This window comes from Flavobacterium sp. 40-81 (genome assembly GCF_001898245.1).
GTDB classification, from domain to species: domain Bacteria; phylum Bacteroidota; class Bacteroidia; order Flavobacteriales; family Flavobacteriaceae; genus Flavobacterium; species Flavobacterium inviolabile.
The window spans coordinates 60,126-79,457 of the sequence record NZ_MKTM01000020.1 but is presented as its reverse complement, the minus strand read 5'-3'; the positions used below and the strand labels follow the sequence as shown (position 1 = coordinate 79,457).

Genomic DNA, 19,332 nt, shown 5'->3' with positions numbered 1-19,332 from the left:
TTTCACAATGACAAAGGTATCTGAAATTATTCCGGAAATGCTATAGCTGCTAATTGCAGTCATGTACCGTTTAATTTCAACAGGAAGTATTGTTTTACAACACTTTAATTACTAATTGATCCATAAAAAAACACGTTACCGGATTTTATCCGGTAACGTGTTTTTTTAATTCAAAATGTCTTTTTAATTCATATTCTGGCGGATTGCCAAGGTATTGTTATCAGGATCCGAAAAGAAAGCGAAGCGGTCAATATAACCTTTGTCGGAAGTATTTTCAACAATATCACTAACGTCAACACCTTCCGAAAGCAAATATTGGCGAACCGAATCAATGTCTTTTACGATAAAAGTAGGTGCGGTTCCGGTATCTTCCGGCTGCAGCGGTTCGTCAATATCCTTATACAATCCCAAAGCAACTTTGTGTTCCATTCCTTCGTTTGTGAGCTGTATATAGGAATCTTTTTCATAGGTACCGCCTTTGTTAATGGTGTAGTCCGGTACCACTTTAAAACCTAATTTTTCGGTATAAAACTTTTGCGCTACCGGTACGTTGCTTACCGATAATTTAATGACCACCTGGTTGGTCTGAATCATGTCTGTGAAGTCCATAATGGTAAATTTAACTGGTTATTGGTATTTGTTCCATAATTGCCGGTTCCGTTTTACCGGATGCCTGTTCTCCGAAAATTGCGTTCAGAATAATCGGGCACACTTCTGTTGCGTTTATTTTTTGGGCAGTATCCAGCGGACTTATCAGCAATGGTTTATCGGTATCTTCAACGGCTATTCTTCCGTGTGATCCTTTTACAAGACCGGCATCCAGTGCAATAACATCCATCAGGGTGCGGAAACCTAATTTTTTACGCAGCAGTTTCAGGGCAATTCTGGGCAGCATCATTTTTTTATGCGGATCCAGAAACATTTCCACGGGATCATAGCCCGGTTTTTTATGAATATCGACCGTCCGGGCAAAATCCGGAGCCCTGTTATCATCTTTCCAGTAATAATAGGTAAACCAGCTGTTTTTATCGGCTATACAGATCAATTCTCCGGCGCGTTCGTGGTTAATGTTATACTCTTTTTTGCCGGCTTCGTCCAGAACAAGTTCGATACCGGGAACCTGTTCCAGTATGGTTTTGACTACATTAATCTTTTCGGGATTGCGCACATACACATGGGCGATCTGGTGATCGGCAAGGGCAAATGCCAATGACTGACCGGCATCCAGCAGCTCCAGTCCTCTTTCTTCCCGTATGGTAATATAGCCGCTGTCGCGTAATATCCTGTTAATATGGATCGGGTGGTTTACCGGTGTGATCCCGTATTCCGAAACCACTATAGGGGTTACTCCCCTGGCTTCAAAGAAACCGATCAGGTCTTCACAAACGGCATCAATTTCTTTTAAATCCTTTTGTATTTCCGGTGAACCGGGCGCAAACTTCTGACAGCAGTAATCCAGATGCGGCAGGTAAACAAGCATAAGGGTCGGATTTTGCCATTGGTGTACCAGTTTAGAAGCATCGGCGATCCACTTACTGGATTTTATGGTTGTTTTTGGTCCCCAGAAATCAAATAAGGGAAATGTTCCCAGTTCCTGCTGTAACTGATCCCTGAGATAGGCCGGCTGACTGTAGCAATCGGGTTTCTTCTGCCCGTCGGCCCAATACTGCGGTCGCGGTGTAACCGAAAAGTCCGCTCCGGAATACATATTGTACCACCAGAACATGTTCGCACAGGTAAATTCCGGATTCAGGGCTTTTGCCATGTCCCAGATTTTAGGAGCCTGTACCAGTTTGTTGGACTGTTTCCATAATTTCACTTCGGCTTCATCCCTAAAGTACCAGCCGTTCCCCACGATACCGTGTCCGGCAGGGTGCTTACCGGTCAGATACGTTGCCTGAACCGTACAGGTGAGCGCCGGAAAAACGGGCTCAATCGTGCTGAGCTGTCCTTTTTTGCTTAGCCATTTACTCAGAAAAAGGTCCTTATCCTTTAATAACCCGGAAGTGAGTCCTACTATGTTTATGACTGCTGTTTGCTGCATATTTAATTCCTTTAACGGGTGGTTTTTGGTTTTCTTTTTTGTGTTCAATACAGTGCAGAACCCACGCTAATTCACGTTGAATAGCGTCTGTTAGATCCATCTGAAGCTGTGAGGGCAAAACATCCCAGGTATAGGTTTCCACTTCCAGATGTGCGGTATACGGCTGTTTCGTCCATATTTCCAGAGCGGTAACAATATCTTCCTGGGTGGAATACAGTCCCTGATAATCCGGCAGGAATATGGGTACGTGAAAATGGGTACGCAATTCTTCCGGATCATGCTGCTGCATCGCCTCGATTCCCTGTTGTAAATCGGGGTATTTTAACAACGCGCCCGATTTTGTTCTGAGTACCGCCTGATGCAGGTAAACCGGCTCGTTGAACTGGTTTAAACGCCGGCACAATTCTGCTGTTGTCACCTCATCCGTAACCGGACAGCGCAAGGCAGCACTGATTTGCAGCTTGCCGATTTTTATCCGGCTGTCCGCCATTTTCTGAATCACCGTTTCCGGTTTTTCAAAAGCTACCGCAAAATGGCAGACATCATAACAAAGCTGCAGGTGTTCCCGGATGTAATGCCGGGCTTCCGCTCCGGTACATTTCAGTTGTCTGATCAGGGCAATCACACCGTCTTTTAAAAGATAATTCTGGAAAAAATCAATAAAATCATCGGTATTTTCCAGCAATCCATCCGGTTCCGGTTCTATATCGAGGTGCATTTTCTTTCCGGTCCACTTGTTTAGCTGCACCAGGTGAAGTACTACCGCAACCAGATGCTCACAGCTTTTCTTTTTGGCAAGGTCACGATCCTCCTCAATGGCATACCAGTATTTATAAGATAGCGGCGAGGTGGAAATACCGCCTTCCATGCCTTTGGGCAGCAATTGTGCCAGCAAGTCAAACAGCATGCAGGTATAGTTCACTCTTTCATGGCTTAGCCAGTCCGGAGCATGAACCTGATCTTTTACCTGCTGTCCGTGGAAATTACCATACGGAAAGCCGTTAATGGTAAAAACATAGGTTTTATTTTCGTCCAGCCAGTTTTTAAAGGCGCTGCAATTTTCTGCCTGCGACAAAGTCACCGCACTTTCGTAGGAAAGTCGTAATCCGATACCAAAATCGGTTTCGGGAGCCATTTTTTCCTTTACTGCCAGCGTGTATTGTTTTAAGCTGGCAAACACTTCTTCCCAGGATTCTCCCGGGTGAATGTTAGTGCAATAGCTCAAATGAGCTTCATTCCTGATTTTCATTCCTATTCCTGAATTAAAACATTCGATTTTGCTAAATACTGAACAGCCTCCGAAAGAATATTTTTGTTCAGGTGGTGTACTTCCTCCCCTGTCCCGATATTTCTTAACAGCATGACTGTGAGTTCTCCTCCCAGATGTTCTCTGAATTCTTCCAATCCTTTTACTAATGCCGGATTGATCTCCATAGTGGTTTCCTGCAATAGCAGCGGATGAAAAATCTCAAATCCCAATGTGGTTAAAACGTTTAAAATGCGCTGTAAATCGGTACCATCCAGACGTCCTGACAGTCGGGAATATACCGCGTCCATTGCTACTCCTACCGCTACCGCTTCTCCGTGCAGTACCTGGTAACCGGAAAGGTATTCCAGTTTGTGAGCCGCCCAGTGCCCGAAATCAAGCGGACGTGAGGATCCTTTTTCGAAAGGGTCACCGGCCGTTCCGATATGTTCCAGGTGCAATTGGGCACAACGGAAAATCAGCTGCTCCATTATTTCCATATTGCGGTCATTCAGTGCCCTACTGTTTTCGGTTATCCAGTTAAAAAAAACAGCGTCTTTTATCAGGGCAACTTTTATGGCTTCGGCTATACCGGAACGCCAGTTTCTTTCATCGAGCGTTTCCAGAAAAACGGAATCATTGATCACCGCATAGGGCGGAGAAAAAGTACCTAAAAAGTTTTTCTTTCCAAAGTAGTTCACGCTGGTTTTTACTCCAACGCCCGAATCGTTCTGTGACAGAACCGTTGTAGGAATACGGATTAAACGGATACCGCGATGGGCAATTGCAGCAGCATAGCCGGCAGCGTCAAGTACTGCACCGCCGCCAACAACAATTAAATAGGAATGGCGATCCACCTGGTTGTTGTGGATCAGCTGTAATATTTCTTCGGTGGCACGGGTATCGTTTTTAATACTTTCGCCGCCTTTCACGATCAAAATACTGCTTTCCACAGTATCCATCTGAAAGTATCCGGCAATATCGTTAATGATTCCCGGATGGTAAACGGCGATATCTCTTTCGATAACCACCACTATTTTGGCGTTATCGTTGTTGATGATATTTTTTAGTGCTGTGTTCGTTTCGTTAAAAACATTTCGGGTAAAAACAACCTTATAGCTATAATCAACCTGAAAGTGCTGTTGAATGGTTTGGGCTTTATACATGGGTTATAATATTTGGGTTAAAAATCAGGTTACGGCAAATTTCTTCGCTAAAACAACCGAAAAAGGCAATAAAATCAATACCGGAACGGCGTAGTTCCAATTGGCAAAGCCGGCGATATAACACGCATTTAAAAGTATGAGCGAAAGCACTCCCGTTTTTACGGCTCTTTTAATCCAATTCGACTCGTTATAGCGGTAAGCTTTGTATTTTGCTAAAAAGTTCACCCCATACCAAAGGATTAAAAACGGTGCGGTTACCGCCAGGTTAAGGTCGCTGTAACGGCTGATCCCTATAAACAGCAGGACCACAACAGCATCCAGCAGCATGGCCATCAGTATCGCTGTTTTGTTGTTTCCGCTAACTTCTTTCCGGGCTGTCAGGGTTATGGCTGCAATGAATATAATCGGTATGATAATGATATACCAATCCCGGAACATCGTCCCGGGAAGTATGCTCATTCCCAGCAGCAGGTTAGCCCCGCGGCAAAGCCCCATATTCAGGGGACCGAAAAACTGGTAGTGTTTGGCTATTTTATTATAGGTGAGTGCCAATAGTGTTATGATCAGGGCCAGCAGTCCGCTTAAAAGGGAAACCATTATAGCCGCAGCGATACCGATTGTGAAAAGCAGCACGCCAAATTGTATGGCTTCTTCATAGGCTACTTTTCCGCTGGGCAAGATGCGTTCCGGGCGTTTTTTGCAGTCCTCTTTCAAATCAAAAATATCATTAAAAACGATTCCGCCTCCGTAGAGTCCTATAGTGGACAACGTCAGCAGACCAATATTTCCCAGTGCTGCCGCGTTCCAATCGGTACTTACAAAAAAACCGGAAATCGCCACACCACCCAGTATATCCGAAATGGCAGTAACAATATTAGCCGGACGCATCAGTGTTAAATAGTACTGTATTTTCATCTTGTATCGGGTATTGGCACAGGTGATTAATTGTCAATAATATTGGAATAGGAGATCACTTTGGCTTCCTGTCCGCGCAATATTCCGCTTCCGTCAAAAAGGGCTGCCTGTTCCACAGTCATTTCTTTTTTCCAGTCTTCTTCTTTCATCTGCCCGCTTTGCGAATAGGCCGTTAAAGCATTTTTATAGCAGGTAAGGTGTACATCTTCTTTGGCAATCCCGCGTTCAAGCATTAAAGCGGCCGTTTTCGGAACCGATAGCGGATCACTCACGCCCCAGTCTGCCGAGCTGTCCACAATGATTCTTTCCGAGCCATATTGTTTTACGATTTCCACCATTCGTTCATTTCCCATTTTTGTGTTGGGATAAATGGTAAAAGCGGTCCAGTATCCTCTGTCCAGTACATGTTTTACCGTTTCTTCGTTGTTGTGGTCAATAACGACCATGTGTGGTGGTATTCCGTGTTCTTCCAGTACATCCATACTGCGGATGGTTCCGTTTATTTTATCCCGGTGCGGCGTGTGTACCATGACCGGTAAATTGAATTGTAAGGCAATTTCAATCTGCTGTCTGAAATATTTATCTTCTGCCGGAGTCTGATCGTCATAACCAATTTCGCCTATGGCTACTACGCCTTCTTTTCCGGCAAACAGCGGCAGCAATTCCATAACCTGCTCTGCCAGCGCTTCATTATTGGCTTCTTTGGAGTTCAGTCCCATCGTGCAATAATGTTTGATGCCAAACTGGGAAGCACGGAATCGTTCCCATCCGATAAGGGTACTGAAATAATCTTTAAAAGAGCCTGCTTCAGTTCTGGGTTGTCCCAGCCAGAAAGCCGGTTCAATAACAGCTACTATACCAGCTGCGCGCATGGCCTGGTAATCGTCCGTTGTGCGGGATACCATGTGAATATGTGGGTCTATAAAATACATCGTTGTTTGTTTTAGTTATTAATAATTGTGTTTAGGTCTGTGTTGTCTGAATCAGGTAGGCCGCTCCGATCTCGTTCCAGGATTTGCAGGATCCTTTTAAGGCTTTTATAGCTGCTTCCTGTTCTAAAAATGTTCCGGTTTCGATCATTTTGTTCAGATCGGCAGCTATTTCGTCATTGACAAAGCCGGTGATTCCTCTCCATATTTCCGGTGAAACGGTTCTTCCTGCCGACCAGCGTTCCTGGATATAACCGTGCAATATCAGTGCTAATCTTTCATTGGCACGCTGATCCAGTCCGTATATTTTGAACAGTGGTCTTCCGGTAAAAACAGCCTTTAGTACCAGCTGGTTCCAGGCATCTTCCGACAAATACAGATAGGCATACGGATTGTGCAGGGCAATGGCTTCAAAGACATCCGTCATATTGGTCCGGATTCCTTCCTGCATGCGCAAAACAAAATCGTCTGCGTTTTCCAGGAAGTACAAACCTTTATACAGGATGACCAGTTCTTTGATGTCTGCGGTTTCAAATAGTTTTTTTAAGATTGCTTCATTCTGATCTGGCGGAAGTTTCAGCATCAACACGATTCGGCATAGCTGCTGTATGTTCCATCCGGATTGTGAAAATCCGGGATATAATTTTTCCAGTCCGCTCACTGTTTCCGGGCTGAATTGGGGTGTTCCTGCTGTAATGAATCTGGGAATCAAACTAAATAAAGGAATGAACTGGTGTGCCAGTTCATTCCCGTTCTTTGCAATTATATTTGTAGTAAACCAGTTCCATTCGGCTTCAGGCAGGTTAGCCATTAAGGTTTCCTGCAACAGTTGCTGCGCGGTAATTTCTGCTGTTTTATACATTTTATGTATGGGTCATTTGGTTAAACATTTACACGGTTTCCATCAGCTTGGCCTTTTCGGTAAGGCTCAGGCTGTCGTCGGTAACATATTCATAGCTTGGTCCGGCTACAAATCCCGGGTTATTCGGATCCGGTGTCTGTAACAGTTTTAATGCATACAGTCGTAAGGAATACATTAATCCCATAGCAGCATCAATCTTGTCCGGTTCTCCGTTAAAAGTGATGTGCAGGCTGTTCAGCAGGTTTGTATAGGTATAGTTAAAGAACTTACTGTTTGTATAGGCCACGGTATTTACCGGATAATCGTTCATTTTCGGATTCATGGTCATGTTCGGGATTAATGCGGTATTGTAAGGTATCGGTGCCCCGGAATACGAATATTTTGGCTCGCCCGCCGGGTCCGGATTCTGAACCAGTCTTTTACCTTTATAAATCTCTTCAAAACGATAGTAGTGTGCCGGTTCTTCCGGTTCGCCGGTACCAAGATCACTTTCTTTAACAAAAGGATCGGTACTGGTTCCTTCTCCCTGATCGACTATCAGGTCAATGCCTCTGAATGCCGATTCTTTGTTGGTAATCGGGAATAATTCCTGGGCCGGGAACCATTTTTCATTGGTCATCTGATAGGACGGATCACCGGTGAAGATGGTCTTCCCTACAGCATTAGCCGCTGTTTCCAGGATATCAATCTGACCTTTTATTTTTTCATAGAACTTCCCGATCGTAATTTTCTCGGCATCGGCTCTCATTAATTCGATAGGGATAATCGTTTCCGGTTCCTCGATCATCATAAAAACCTTTTTAATAAGTTTTTTGGAAAATTTAGCGATCGGAACTATCAGCCCGGTTTCCACACCTCCCGGAAGCGGTCCCGGATAGGTCGGGATAAAACCCGGTTTGTTGATAACCGGGTTTCCGCCTATAGCATTCAATACATTACAGGCGATAGACATGTGCAGCATTTCTTCTTTGACCACAGATCCGATCAGGTTACTGATCTCATCATTACCGGTATTATACAGCGTAAACATTGCTGTTAAATACGGTGGAATGGTCGCGTGTTCCAGTTCGATTGCCGTTTGCAGTGCCCCTCTAAGGTCCTGTATGGTTTCCAGTTTTATATTTTTAAGATAAATCATTTGTTTTTGTTTTTGTAGGTTGGTATGGTTTAGTTGTTTTCCGCAATAGTTGCCATGGCTTCCGGCGCTCCTGCTTTGTTTTTCGATAGTATTCCGTCCAGGTAGTTCAATATCATTTTTTGTTTGTCTCTGGAAAGGTCACGGGTAACCGGCATGTGGTTCGGATCTTCTTTCGGTAAGGCAAACACAAAACGTAATATCTGAGCATTGTTGTCGACCACTTCTTTGTTCGCCAGGTTAAAGACTCCTTTTGACATTAGCGGATATAAGTTGGCATACTGCTGCATAACCGGCTGTACGTCTTTATCCCAATCCGGATTTTTAATTACTTCCGGAGGCAGGCTGTCAAAAACCAGGATACTGATAAAATTAGTCGGATCAATTCCGGATAAGGTTAACGGCAGTACAACAGGATTTCCGCTGGCATCCACTGTAAAACTGAAATCGGCTGTTGGCTGTCTGTTCAGATAATACCATAAGGCATATACCTGTCCGTCAATAAATCCTCTCGGGTTTTTAGGATCTGAAGCTTTTACATTCAGAACGGCTTTACCTGAGTAATCGGTTACAACATTGGATTCAAATTGCAGGATATTAGGTGTTGCCGTTGCCGGTGTTCCGTCTCCCTGTCCCATGATATTGATCAGGCTTTCCTGGAACTGGCAAATCACGGCCTGATCGGCTAAAGGTTTCCCCAGATAGGTTGCATAGAAATCGATGTCTCTATCCTCATCGGCATTCATACGGAAAACAAACTGGTCGGCACGGACATAATGAGTGGTTTCATTGATTAACGGCTGCAGGCTTCCGTCCGGTAGCAGGTTTGCTATTGTTAACGGGAATTCCTGGGCTAAATGTATCAGTTCTTCGTTCAGTCTTAACGTTACCAGTCCTCCTCTTTTCTCATACCAGTTTTTTGCTTTATATTTAAGGGGACCCAGCAGTACATAATCCTGATCGCCTCTGTTTACTGCCAACACCAGGTTACGGTCTTCGGAAATCATCCCGTTTGCTCCGGATGTTTTTAAACAGTTTCCTAAATCCAGTATGATCTGTTGTGTCGCTTCCTGAACCAAAGCAGTAGCCACATATAGTCCTACTGTATTTGACGGCAGGTAGCTTCCTCCCATACAAACCATGTCCGGAATGAACTGACGACCCATGACAAAATGTTTCGGTTCTGATACTTTAGACGGCCCGATACTTCCGACAATTCTTCCGATAGTAAATTGCGCAGAACATTTTTGCTGGTCAAACATGTCTACGGTAAATTTCATGGACAACTGCTCCGGACTTACCGCTCTTAATTCGTTCAGATAACGGGATTTGATCGTATTATCCGACCAGTTCAGATTATTGATAACCGACTGGTATGCTGCCGATGCCCCGCCGGAACCTTTTTGAGTAGTCGATCTGATCCACCAGATGTCGTTAAATCCAACCGGTTCAAAATCGCCTTTAACAAAGTTGGTTTCCCCCTGTCCGATTCTGACAATCATTCCCCAGATCTGGGAAACGGACTGCTGCTGCGGATCCAGATCCACAATCTTACCGGCCACACGGCTGTTTGCATCAATAATGCTCATTCCTATAACAGGATCGATATTCGGATCATGCGTAGTGGTTCCGTCCTGATAGGTCACACTGGTAATAATGCAGTCTATTAAACGCCAGTTACCGGTTCCATCCGGGTTCCACCAGCCATTTGTCCCGCTGGGTCCATACTGCTGGTAACTCGGTTGAAAAGTTTCGTTGTTGTAATGATTTACATCATTGTTAACGGTGGAAGGATCTGCCTGAAACTTCCCCGCAAAAGTTAATCTTGGTGAATTTAAATAAGCCATTTTATGATAGGTTAAGTTATTGCTATTCCAAAATATCGAGCCCAAAAAACAAATCGCCCTAACCTTAAAATTGACTATTCTTCAATATTAGAATACATTATTTATAATTATTCTAAATAAAATCAATAAATCCGTTAAAAATCTGCTTTATTACAATATTTCAATCGTTTAAAGTTCAGCAATTGAATCGCGTATTATCCAAGTATAAATACCCCTTTTACAAACACCGTAATTCTACCTGACCGGTATTTCAAACCAAAAAAGCTCAGTATCAAAAAGTTACAGATCATAATGCCGTAAACCTTCAAAACAGTAGTAATAACAGACAGTCAAGTGTGAGGCTCTATTTTTTTTTTCACGTTATCCTCCCCAATCGTTTCCGTTTCGAATACAGGTTTACAGCCTTTTTTTATTGAAAGTCAATCTATTAACACTAAAAAATAATCGCAAAATGAACCATTTTAATTTTACAATTGTTTATTTTTATCTAAAGAAATATCACATTTTGTATATTTTACTACTATTCACCCAAATCTTAACATCATGATAAAAAAATTACTTCCTGCATTAGTCGTGGTCGCCACAGCCTTTTTATCCGGCTGCCAGCATGATGACGGTAACGAAATTTATTCTCACGATTCCATGTTTTTTATTGATTACCGGCACTTAGGCGGCGGAAAAGACGGAATGGCTGTAATTGAGCTTGATCCGGAATCGGCTGACTTCGGGCATATCAGCAGTAAACTGGAATTGGGCGAAGGCGTATTACCGCATCATATCTATTATGATTATTTTGAGCAACGGCTTTATACAACGGCTTTGGGCGGCAGTTATCTTTACCAGATCAAAACCGTTGAAGATGCCAACGGGCTTCCGACGCTGGTGAGTGCCAATCCTATAGATACCAAAGGAAATACAGTGGGTGAAGATATTTTCTTTACCAGTGACGGGCGGTATTTTGTGACCTTTATGGGTGGCGACGGAACGCCCAAAGGCGGCAGCGTTGGTGTTTTTAATGCCTATACCAATAAACATATCCGGACTATCTCCGGTTCTATAAATGACAATCCCAACAAGTTTATTATGTATCCGCACGGTATTTCCGTTAGTGAGGAAAAAGGGTTGATGATGGTTACCTCAACAATCCATCCGGATTTAACAACCGGCGTGGGGAATACCTGTACGCTGATCGATCTGAATACCTACCAGATGATCGAAACCTATACGGTAGCCGACAGTCCTTCCGATTTATCAAGTCCGGTAGAAGTGCTGCTGCTGCGTGGCCAGTTCCCGAAATTTGCTTTGGCAACAACCATGCTGGGCGGTGATATCTGGATGGCACCTTATAATCCCGTTACCCGAAAATATGATGCGTTTACGAAGGCTTTCGACGGTTCTTCGCAGGGTTTGGGATGGGCTTTGGAAATGTATATGGATAATAACAAACACTTGTATGTGAGTTTCGGACTGCCCGGAAAAGTACTGGTATTCGATATCAGTAATTTACCACAGTTAACGCTTTTAAAAACGCTTAATGCCGATAAAGGTGCGCATCACATGGCTTTCTTTAAAACGAAATCGGGAAAAGAGGTTGTGGCCATACAAAACAATTTACTGAATCTTCCGAACCTGAATTCCGGTACGATCACTGTTGTTGACATTCAAACCGGACAGACTTTAGGAACAGTCGATTTACCTGCACGTTACGGCATACTGCCGGAATCTATTGAAGGTACCGGCGGACCGAGTAATTATTTACATCATTAAAAGAAAACCTGTCATGATTAATGACAGGTTTTTCTCTTTTGCACTTGTGGTATTTATTCTCCCAATTCCAATTGGTTCTTCACTAAATTAAAATATCCTGCCCTGTTGCTCACCAGGTCCTGATGGATTCCCTGTTCTACGATCTGGCCTTCTTTAAGGACGATAATATTATCGGCATTCTTTACCGTACTTAAACGGTGTGCAATGATCACGACTGTTTTTCCTTTAAAGAATTCCTGCAGGTTGTCGTGGATCTTTTTTTCGTTATCGGCATCCAAAGCACTGGTTGCTTCATCAAAGAAAATATAATGAGGGTTCTTGTACACCGCTCTGGCGATCAGGATTCGCTGTTTTTGCCCGCCGCTTAATTCTATTCCGGCATTTCCTATTTTGGTATTAAAACCCATTGGCAGCTCTTCAATAAATTCCAAAATACAGGCAATTCCGGCTGCATTGATAAGCTTTTCTTCAACTATCGTTTCTTCTGCCAGGGCAATATTTTCAGCAATAGTTCCGCTAAAAATAGTTCCGTCCTGTAAAACAATCCCGCATTTTTTACGCCATTCATTCGAATAAACATTATTAATGTTCAGTTCATCCAGCGTTATCATTCCGTCTGAAACCGGGTAATAGGACAGTAATAGTTTCAGCAATGTGGTCTTACCGCTGCCGCTTGCCCCAACAATAGCCGTTACCGAGTTGTTGGGAATTTGCAAAGAGATATTGTCCAAGACAAACCTGTTAAAATTACCGGGATATTTAAACGATACATTTTCTAAGCTTATTTCCTGAAATATCCGGTGTTCGATATGTTCCTTATTCTGGTTATCCTCATCACTGTTATTGTAGATCTCTCCTATTCGTTTATTGGCAATATTGGCATCCTGGGCATCCCGTACAAAACTGACCAAACTCTGGACCGGATTGATCAACTGCCCGATAACATAGGTTATACTAAGCAGTGTTCCGAGTGTCATCTGGTTGTTAATAATAAAGATAGCACAGATGGCTATGGCTATTATTTCTTTCAGTTTGGACAGGAAGTTAACGCCTACTAACTGGTAGGTATTCAGAAACAGGGACCGCAATTCCAATCGGTTTATTTTTTGCTGTATGGTCAGTATTTTGGTGATAATCTTATTTTGGGCATCATTAATTTTTATTTCCGGCATATTCATGATGAATTCATAAATATTGTTGCTGTTTTCGGACTGTCCTAAAAACAGTGCATATTCCAGTACGGCTCTTTTCTTTAAAAAGAACAGTACCCAGATTACCGACAAAATGGAAAGTGAAAAATACATGCTGAAAATCCAAAAATTGAAATAGCATAATATGGCGCCAAACACAAGAATGTTCATGACGTTTAAAGCCAGCTCAATTCCTTTCCAGGTAATAAAATTCTGAATTTTATTCTGGTCATTGAGTCGTTGCAAGGTTTCCGTATTTAAACGGGTATCAAAAAAATGTATCGGTAACCGCATTAATTTACTAAGCAGGTCTTTTTTCAGACTGATACTCAGCTGGAAGTTGATTTTAGTCAGTATTAAATGACTTATAAAATCAGCTATAAAGCCCGAAACAAACAGTACCAGTTGTGCCAACAGTAAATAGTATACAACCGCTATTACCTTTGGGGTAATACCAGTGTCTATTATCCGCTGGAATATAAAGGGAATACAAAAGTTCGTTGCGAGACTGATCAGGATAAACAGTATTGATCCGATATACTTCGCTTTATTTTTAGCCAAAAAGGCCAATGCCGTTTTAAAAAACGGGGAAGCGGTAATGGATTTTTTTGTTTCTTTGGGAAAGCTGAAGGCTAAGAAATCATCTGAAGGTTCCAAAACGATACCGACTCCTTTTTCGTTATTGCCGCACCATTCCTTGATAAATGATTCGCTATCCAGTATGATCCTTCCATAAGCAGGGTCAGCCAGATGGTAATAGCGTTCCCCCTTGCGGATCTCAATTTTTTCCAAAACAATAAAGTGTTCCTGCCGCCAGTACAGAATAGAAGGCAATGGAATTTGTTCCAGTTCTGCCTGGGTTAGCTTTAAAGGTACCGATATCAGTCCGATTTTTTCAGAAGTTCTTATAATATCCTGAATGGAAACGCCAACCCGTGTAAATTCAAAGAGTCCTTTTATCTGTGATAATGTAACTTTCTTATCATAATAGCTCATAATCATGCACAGGCAGGCAGCACCGCAATCGGTACTTTCCAGCTGGTGGCTGAACTCTACTTTAGGCTTCCTGAAGATTTTCCCTAACAATGTCTTGTATTTTGGTGTTTACTACTTTGTTTTTCTCATTTTCATCGCCATAATATATACAGTAATCGTTTCCTTCTTCTCCGTGCTCCATAGCATGCTGCGAGCATCCTCCGTTACATAGCGGCATAATTTTACAGCTCAGACAAGGTTTATTCCTGAATTTGGCACTCATTCGCCTTTCAAGATAGTCATTTTCCCAGACCAATCCTCCTTCTTCATCAATATAACCGGCTCTGTTTACTGTTTCGAAGTCCCTGGCAGTACATTTAAAAATATCACCGTTATAATTAATGACCACGCTATTCCGCTTGTCTGCATAACAGGAATCGTACACATTGTTCGGAGAATATGTCCCTTTGGCATTAAAACCGTCATCCCGGATAGCTGCAAGATTCTTATCCAGCATCAGGTTCAGGTCATCCAGCTGGTCATTTTGCCACACCCTGTGAAAATCAAATATTAAATATTTTTCTTTAATATCATCTGCCACATCAGCGAAGTCCAGTGGTATTTTATTTGTATCTTCAAGATTATCATCGGTATAATTGATCCGGAGTGTCACAAAAAAGTGATTCTGAATAAGCAGTTTCACATTTTTAATGATTTCGAAATACGAGCCTTTTGTTTTACTGACATACCGTACTTTGTCATGTTCTTCCCGATAACCGTCCAATGTTATCTGTAAGCTGCATTTGATATCTTTAGAGTCAAAATAATCGATAAATTCCTGATTGATCAGATACCCGTTAGTTGTAAAGGCTATATTGCCTGCTTTATTGTTTATTTTACAGCTGATTAAAAAATGATCAATAACCGGGATTACATTTCTATTGAAGTACAGCAACGGTTCTCCACCAAAAAAAGAAAGCGTAAATTCTTCCAGTTCTTTTTTTGAAGCAGTATTGTCGATAAACTTCTGTATGCGCTGGATTTCTCCAACCTCCATTCTTGATTTTTTTATATGCGTTTCATAGCAATAATAGCATTTGAAATTACAGTTCATCGTTGGGTTTATTGTCAACGTATAAAACCGTAAGCTTTCATCAACTCCAGTCGATATCTTTTTGACCGCTTCAACCTCATTAAGGCTTTCTTCGACTAAAAATTTATTGTCAATTAAATGTTCATAAAAAGCCGGGTATATTTCCTGCAGATTATCTATTCCTTCTGAAATTCCGGCTTCCAGCAGTTCTTTTAATACCGGATCCAAAAAGATCACATTATTATTAAAGGAGTTATAAAGACTATACTTATCGCCTTCATAAGGAAGCAAGCTGTTAAATTGACTGTATTTCATGATCTTGACTTTTTACGAACAGTTTGTATTGTTTTGAAAAGGTTCCTGACTGTTGCATGCTGCCTTTATGGCAATAAGCAAAGAACAACTAAGGCACCATACAGTACCTTAGTTGTCTATAGCTAAAGGATTACCCCATGCTGATACCGGAAGCAACAGTAGTCGTTGTTGTAGGTGTAGTAGGTGTTGTAGTTCCTCCACATCCTTTCACGCAGTTACCGCTGTTTGTAACAGTACATTTGTAACCATTAAATGAATTAGCACTGATACCACCGGCATTAGAAGTACTTAATGCATTTGAGAATCCTCCTTTTAGAACTTCTCCTTTTGTTTGAAGCACCTCGAATTGAGTAGCATCAAATTTTTTAAGTTGGTTTGATTTCATGTTAAAAAATTTAGTTGTTATAATTTATAGTTTCCTGTCTATTATTTCTCCGAACAGTCGGATAACTTGCAAGTAATTATTATGATTGTTTTTGTTTCCGTATAATCGTTATCAGTTTGTTCTGTTTTTTTCTTCTTCATTACTAACCTGGCGTTCCGCAACATTTACTTTCGAGCTTCCCCATTTGTATAGTAAACTGACTCTGCAGTACCGGGTATCGTAATATCCTTTATAATAAGCTTCTATATCGTTGCGGTTACTCTTATTATTAAAATCATAGGCTTTCAGCAGATTGTTCCCCACTATTGTCAGTTGCAGTTTTTTATCTAAAAAGGAGAAACGTGCCGATACATTAAGCTGCGTAATCCCGTAATTATAGACCAAGTCGCCGGATCTGTTCGGAAACTGGTACTGCAAATCGAATCCGGCCCGGATTGTTTTATCTTTATTTAAGATGAAATTATTGGAAGTCCCGATACTTCCTCCCAAACCTTCATTACTTCTTGGAGTAACCGGATAAATTTTTGAATCGGAATGCTGAAAATATCCGACCACCATATTCTGACTTTCCAGCCAATGGAATTTTTTAAAGATGTAAACCTGCTGAAATCCGAAGCTGTAGCTGTCGAAATAATTCAGTCTGGTTACCCTTTGTGTATAATCACTTTCGTTTAATAAAACCACCTGTCCCGAATTATCGGTATCCCTGGAAAAAAACAGGGTTGTTTGCAGCAGATCCCTGTAGCCGTAATTTGCCTCAATATTGTGGGAGAAAGAAGGCTGTAAATACGGATTTCCTTCCGAATAAGCATACGGACTGGAGTACCATTTAAACGGGTTCAGGGCATTAAATCCGGGTCTGTTTATCCTTTTGCTGTAGTTCAATGAGAAAGAATGCTGCTCATTCGGGGTATAGGTTATATAAGCCGTTGGAAAAAACTGTGTATATTCTTTTTTAACTTTCTCATTGAGTACGATCGAATAGCCTTCTGTCCGGGTGTTTTCCATTCGTAATCCCAACTGGGTTTCCCATTTATTATTGCCAAATTTTTTATTCCCGGAAGCATACAGTGCCTGAGTATTTTCTTTGTATTCGAACTGGTCACTTTGTGAGGTATCAAAAAGAGGGATGCTACCAGTTATATCAAAATAGGCGACATCGTTCCTTGTTTTGGAAAAAGACAGTTTTGTTCCGTAGCTCAGGTTCATCCATTGCAAAGGATGTTCTACATTAACCTGCCCGGAATAGTTATTGATCTTCTGATGAATCAGGTTATTGGCGGCTACCCTCCCGTTTGGAACTTCGGCCTGTGCCGAATTATAAGTATCGGAATGAAATACGGCATCGTTATCGGCAATATAATTCAGATAGTCAAAATCGGCACTGATTTTTCTGCCCAAAGTATCCAGGTCAACATTGGTATGCCAATTCAGTGTATTCAGGTTCCGCTTTCTTAAATTCTTTCCTTTTGTTGTTATAACGCCATTTGGAATTCCGGGATTAGCATCGATGATATTTGTTTCGTTATCATCTTCAATATCCGGTTTGTTAAAGCTTCCGATATACTGTACCCCCATATTCCATTTTTTGGTAAACTGGTAGTCTACTCCTGCCCTGCCGTTCCACAAGTCACTTTCATATTTTGCTATGCCTTTGCTTTCCCATAATTTTGCCGGATAATATATGCTGCTTTCTTCTTTTCCGCGGTAACTGCCCTTTGTGTAATTCGTGCTTAAAACGAATGCCATTTTATCCTTGTTATAGTTAAAATTTCCGCCGGTACTTCCGGTACCGTAAGCCGCTTGTTTATAGGCACCAAAAACAGTGGCATTCCAGCTGTTATCCGGTGTTTTTTTTAGCTTGATATTAATCAGTCCGCTGTTGCCTTCTGCATCATATTTTGCCGGCGGAGTCGTTATCACCTCTACATTTTTGATGTTATCGGCCGGAATGGTTTTCAGAAAGTTTATCAGGTCGTCGCCCGACAACTGCATTATCCGGTCATTGATCATTACCGCCAAAGTACTTTTGCCAATTATACTGATCTGATCGTTCTGGACATTAATATTTGGGGTGACCTTCAAAACATCGATGGCATCCCCGCCGGCAGCCGACTGGGAATTTTCGACATTAAAGACCAGCCTGTCCACTTTTCTTTCGATCAGTTTGGTCTTACCCTGTACGATTATTTCCTGTAATTGCTGCATGCTTTCAATGTTTATAACTCCTAAATCGGTATCCTTATTTAAAACCAATTCCCTACTGTATACTATTTTTCCGAATTGTCTTATAGCCAATGCATAATCCCCTTCCTGTACTTTAATATTGAATTTCCCGTTTGCATCTGAAAATTCCACCGCGACTGCAACGGAATCATTTTTATACAATACGATTTCTGCCAATTCATACGGCTTACCGGTTTTATCAGCAAGCATCCCTGATACATTTAGTATCTGGGCAGATAAGATCGTGGGTAGTAATAAGGCGATTATCAATATTATTTTATGGCACTTCATCTGTAACGTTCTATTTTACCTCCGTTGAAAACTTCACCGGAAACCGTCAATAAAAAACAATAAATACAAGAAAACAATTCAAACAAAAGACATAAAAACAGATTTTAAATCTGATTTTTAACAAATAAATTGTCAATTATTTAAATCTAAAATAATAAGTCCGCAGCAATAACGAAACATTCGTCTGCTACCTTTAACAAAGGAGGAAGTTTTTAAACCGGAAATGTTAAAATTGAGCCGGTTAAATGAATTTCTGGGAGTAGGCTTCTTTAATCAAACTGCCGTCTTCGGCAACATCAAAGGCCTTTTTCATCTGGATAATACGCTTCTGAATGGCACTGGTAGACAGGCAGATTACATTTTCCAGTTCTTTTATTTTAAAGCCTCTGGATAAGTACAGCAGGATCTGCCGGTTATAATCGTCTGCCAACAGGTCTTTTTTCCATAGTTCGCCGATACATTTCTTTACGGTCGGGCTCTGGTAATGGTTGTCATGGATTACTTCGTTAAGAATAACCGGAAGATTTTCCGGTGTGATATCATTTTTGATAACCAGGCCTTCCGGTCTGACCTTTTTGACAATATCATAGACAACAATAACCTCTGTATGAGCGGTGATCATGATAATCTTACAGTGTGGCAAATGGGTACGGATATACAATGCCAGTTCACTTCCGGAATAAATTGACTGTTCTTCATAAGCCGGTAAACTTTTATCAATAATGGCAATATCTACAGGATTATGCTTCGCGTTCTTTATAAGGTGGAACGCTTCCTCGCAGGTATAGGCTTTACTGATATTGAGCGTAAGGGACTGCGACAAACAAAAATTTTGAAGGGAGTAGATATAGCCATTTACGGTCATCGGGTGATCGTCCACAATAAGAATATTCATCACTTAATTATATTTAACATTTATGGTAGTTTTTAAACAACAATAAGAGCG

At 41.6% G+C, this 19,332-nt stretch carries 15 protein-coding genes; 1 reads left to right on the top strand and 14 read right to left on the bottom strand.

Features of this window, described 5'->3' with window-relative positions; genetic code table 11:
* Positions 1-183 precede the first annotated feature (183 nt).
* Genes BGO42_RS06835 through BGO42_RS06795 form a run of 9 tightly spaced genes read right to left on the bottom strand, consistent with a single transcriptional unit; the run spans position 184 to position 10,144 of the window.
* On the bottom strand, positions 184-609 hold the full coding sequence (locus BGO42_RS06835) for a VOC family protein (RefSeq protein ID WP_273246134.1): 426 nt from the start codon (positions 607-609) through the stop codon (positions 184-186).
* A gap of 10 nt (positions 610-619) precedes the next feature.
* Positions 620-2,044: an alkaline phosphatase family protein gene (locus tag BGO42_RS06830; protein ID WP_273246132.1), complete on the bottom strand. Its 1,425-nt coding sequence runs from the start codon at positions 2,042-2,044 to the stop codon at positions 620-622.
* The gene (gene eboE, locus BGO42_RS06825; protein ID WP_273246131.1) at positions 1,986-3,293 is read right to left on the bottom strand and encodes a metabolite traffic protein EboE; all 1,308 of its coding nucleotides are present in this window, start codon (positions 3,291-3,293) and stop codon (positions 1,986-1,988) included. The genes BGO42_RS06830 and eboE overlap by 59 nt, the downstream gene beginning before the upstream one ends.
* A gap of 2 nt (positions 3,294-3,295) precedes the next feature.
* Positions 3,296-4,456: a 3-dehydroquinate synthase gene (locus BGO42_RS06820; RefSeq protein WP_273246129.1), complete on the bottom strand. Its 1,161-nt coding sequence runs from the start codon at positions 4,454-4,456 to the stop codon at positions 3,296-3,298.
* 24 nt (positions 4,457-4,480) lie between these two features.
* Positions 4,481-5,371 carry a UbiA-like protein EboC gene (gene eboC, locus BGO42_RS06815; protein ID WP_273246127.1) on the bottom strand — a complete coding sequence of 297 codons (891 nt, stop codon included), beginning with the start codon at positions 5,369-5,371 and terminating at the stop codon, positions 4,481-4,483.
* A 26-nt stretch (positions 5,372-5,397) separates the two neighbouring features.
* Complete coding sequence (locus BGO42_RS06810) at positions 5,398-6,303, bottom strand: TatD family hydrolase (protein ID WP_177733369.1); 906 nt, start codon at positions 6,301-6,303, stop codon at positions 5,398-5,400.
* A 31-nt stretch (positions 6,304-6,334) separates the two neighbouring features.
* The gene (locus BGO42_RS06805; protein WP_273246126.1) at positions 6,335-7,162 is read right to left on the bottom strand and encodes an EboA domain-containing protein; all 828 of its coding nucleotides are present in this window, start codon (positions 7,160-7,162) and stop codon (positions 6,335-6,337) included.
* Positions 7,163-7,190: 28 nt separating this feature from the next.
* Positions 7,191-8,300 (bottom strand): ferritin-like domain-containing protein, encoded by a 1,110-nt coding sequence (locus BGO42_RS06800; RefSeq protein WP_273246124.1) that lies wholly within the window; start codon positions 8,298-8,300, stop codon positions 7,191-7,193.
* 29 nt (positions 8,301-8,329) lie between these two features.
* The gene (locus BGO42_RS06795; protein WP_273246123.1) at positions 8,330-10,144 is read right to left on the bottom strand and encodes a hypothetical protein; all 1,815 of its coding nucleotides are present in this window, start codon (positions 10,142-10,144) and stop codon (positions 8,330-8,332) included.
* A gap of 543 nt (positions 10,145-10,687) precedes the next feature.
* On the opposite strand from BGO42_RS06795, the gene BGO42_RS06790 reads away from it, so the two are divergent.
* The gene (locus BGO42_RS06790) at positions 10,688-11,911 is read left to right on the top strand and encodes a YncE family protein (protein ID WP_273246121.1); all 1,224 of its coding nucleotides are present in this window, start codon (positions 10,688-10,690) and stop codon (positions 11,909-11,911) included.
* 53 nt (positions 11,912-11,964) lie between these two features.
* Here BGO42_RS06790 and BGO42_RS06785 read toward each other — a convergent pair whose 3' ends face one another.
* The 5 genes from BGO42_RS06785 to BGO42_RS06765 all read right to left on the bottom strand — a co-directional run bounded on the left by BGO42_RS06785 (position 11,965) and on the right by BGO42_RS06765 (position 19,281).
* Complete coding sequence (locus tag BGO42_RS06785) at positions 11,965-14,187, bottom strand: peptidase domain-containing ABC transporter (RefSeq protein ID WP_273246119.1); 2,223 nt, start codon at positions 14,185-14,187, stop codon at positions 11,965-11,967.
* A complete protein-coding gene (locus BGO42_RS06780; protein ID WP_177733357.1) occupies positions 14,159-15,484 on the bottom strand; it encodes a radical SAM/SPASM domain-containing protein in 1,326 nt (441 codons plus the stop codon). Before BGO42_RS06780 ends, BGO42_RS06785 begins: the two co-directional genes overlap by 29 nt.
* Positions 15,485-15,614: 130 nt before the next feature.
* On the bottom strand, positions 15,615-15,869 hold the full coding sequence (locus BGO42_RS06775) for a hypothetical protein (protein WP_177733355.1): 255 nt from the start codon (positions 15,867-15,869) through the stop codon (positions 15,615-15,617).
* Between the two features lie 111 nt (positions 15,870-15,980).
* Positions 15,981-18,305 carry an outer membrane beta-barrel family protein gene (locus BGO42_RS06770; RefSeq protein WP_273246116.1) on the bottom strand — a complete coding sequence of 775 codons (2,325 nt, stop codon included), beginning with the start codon at positions 18,303-18,305 and terminating at the stop codon, positions 15,981-15,983.
* A gap of 322 nt (positions 18,306-18,627) precedes the next feature.
* Positions 18,628-19,281 carry a response regulator gene (locus tag BGO42_RS06765; RefSeq protein ID WP_177733351.1) on the bottom strand — a complete coding sequence of 218 codons (654 nt, stop codon included), beginning with the start codon at positions 19,279-19,281 and terminating at the stop codon, positions 18,628-18,630.
* Between the last annotated feature and the right edge of the window lie 51 nt (positions 19,282-19,332).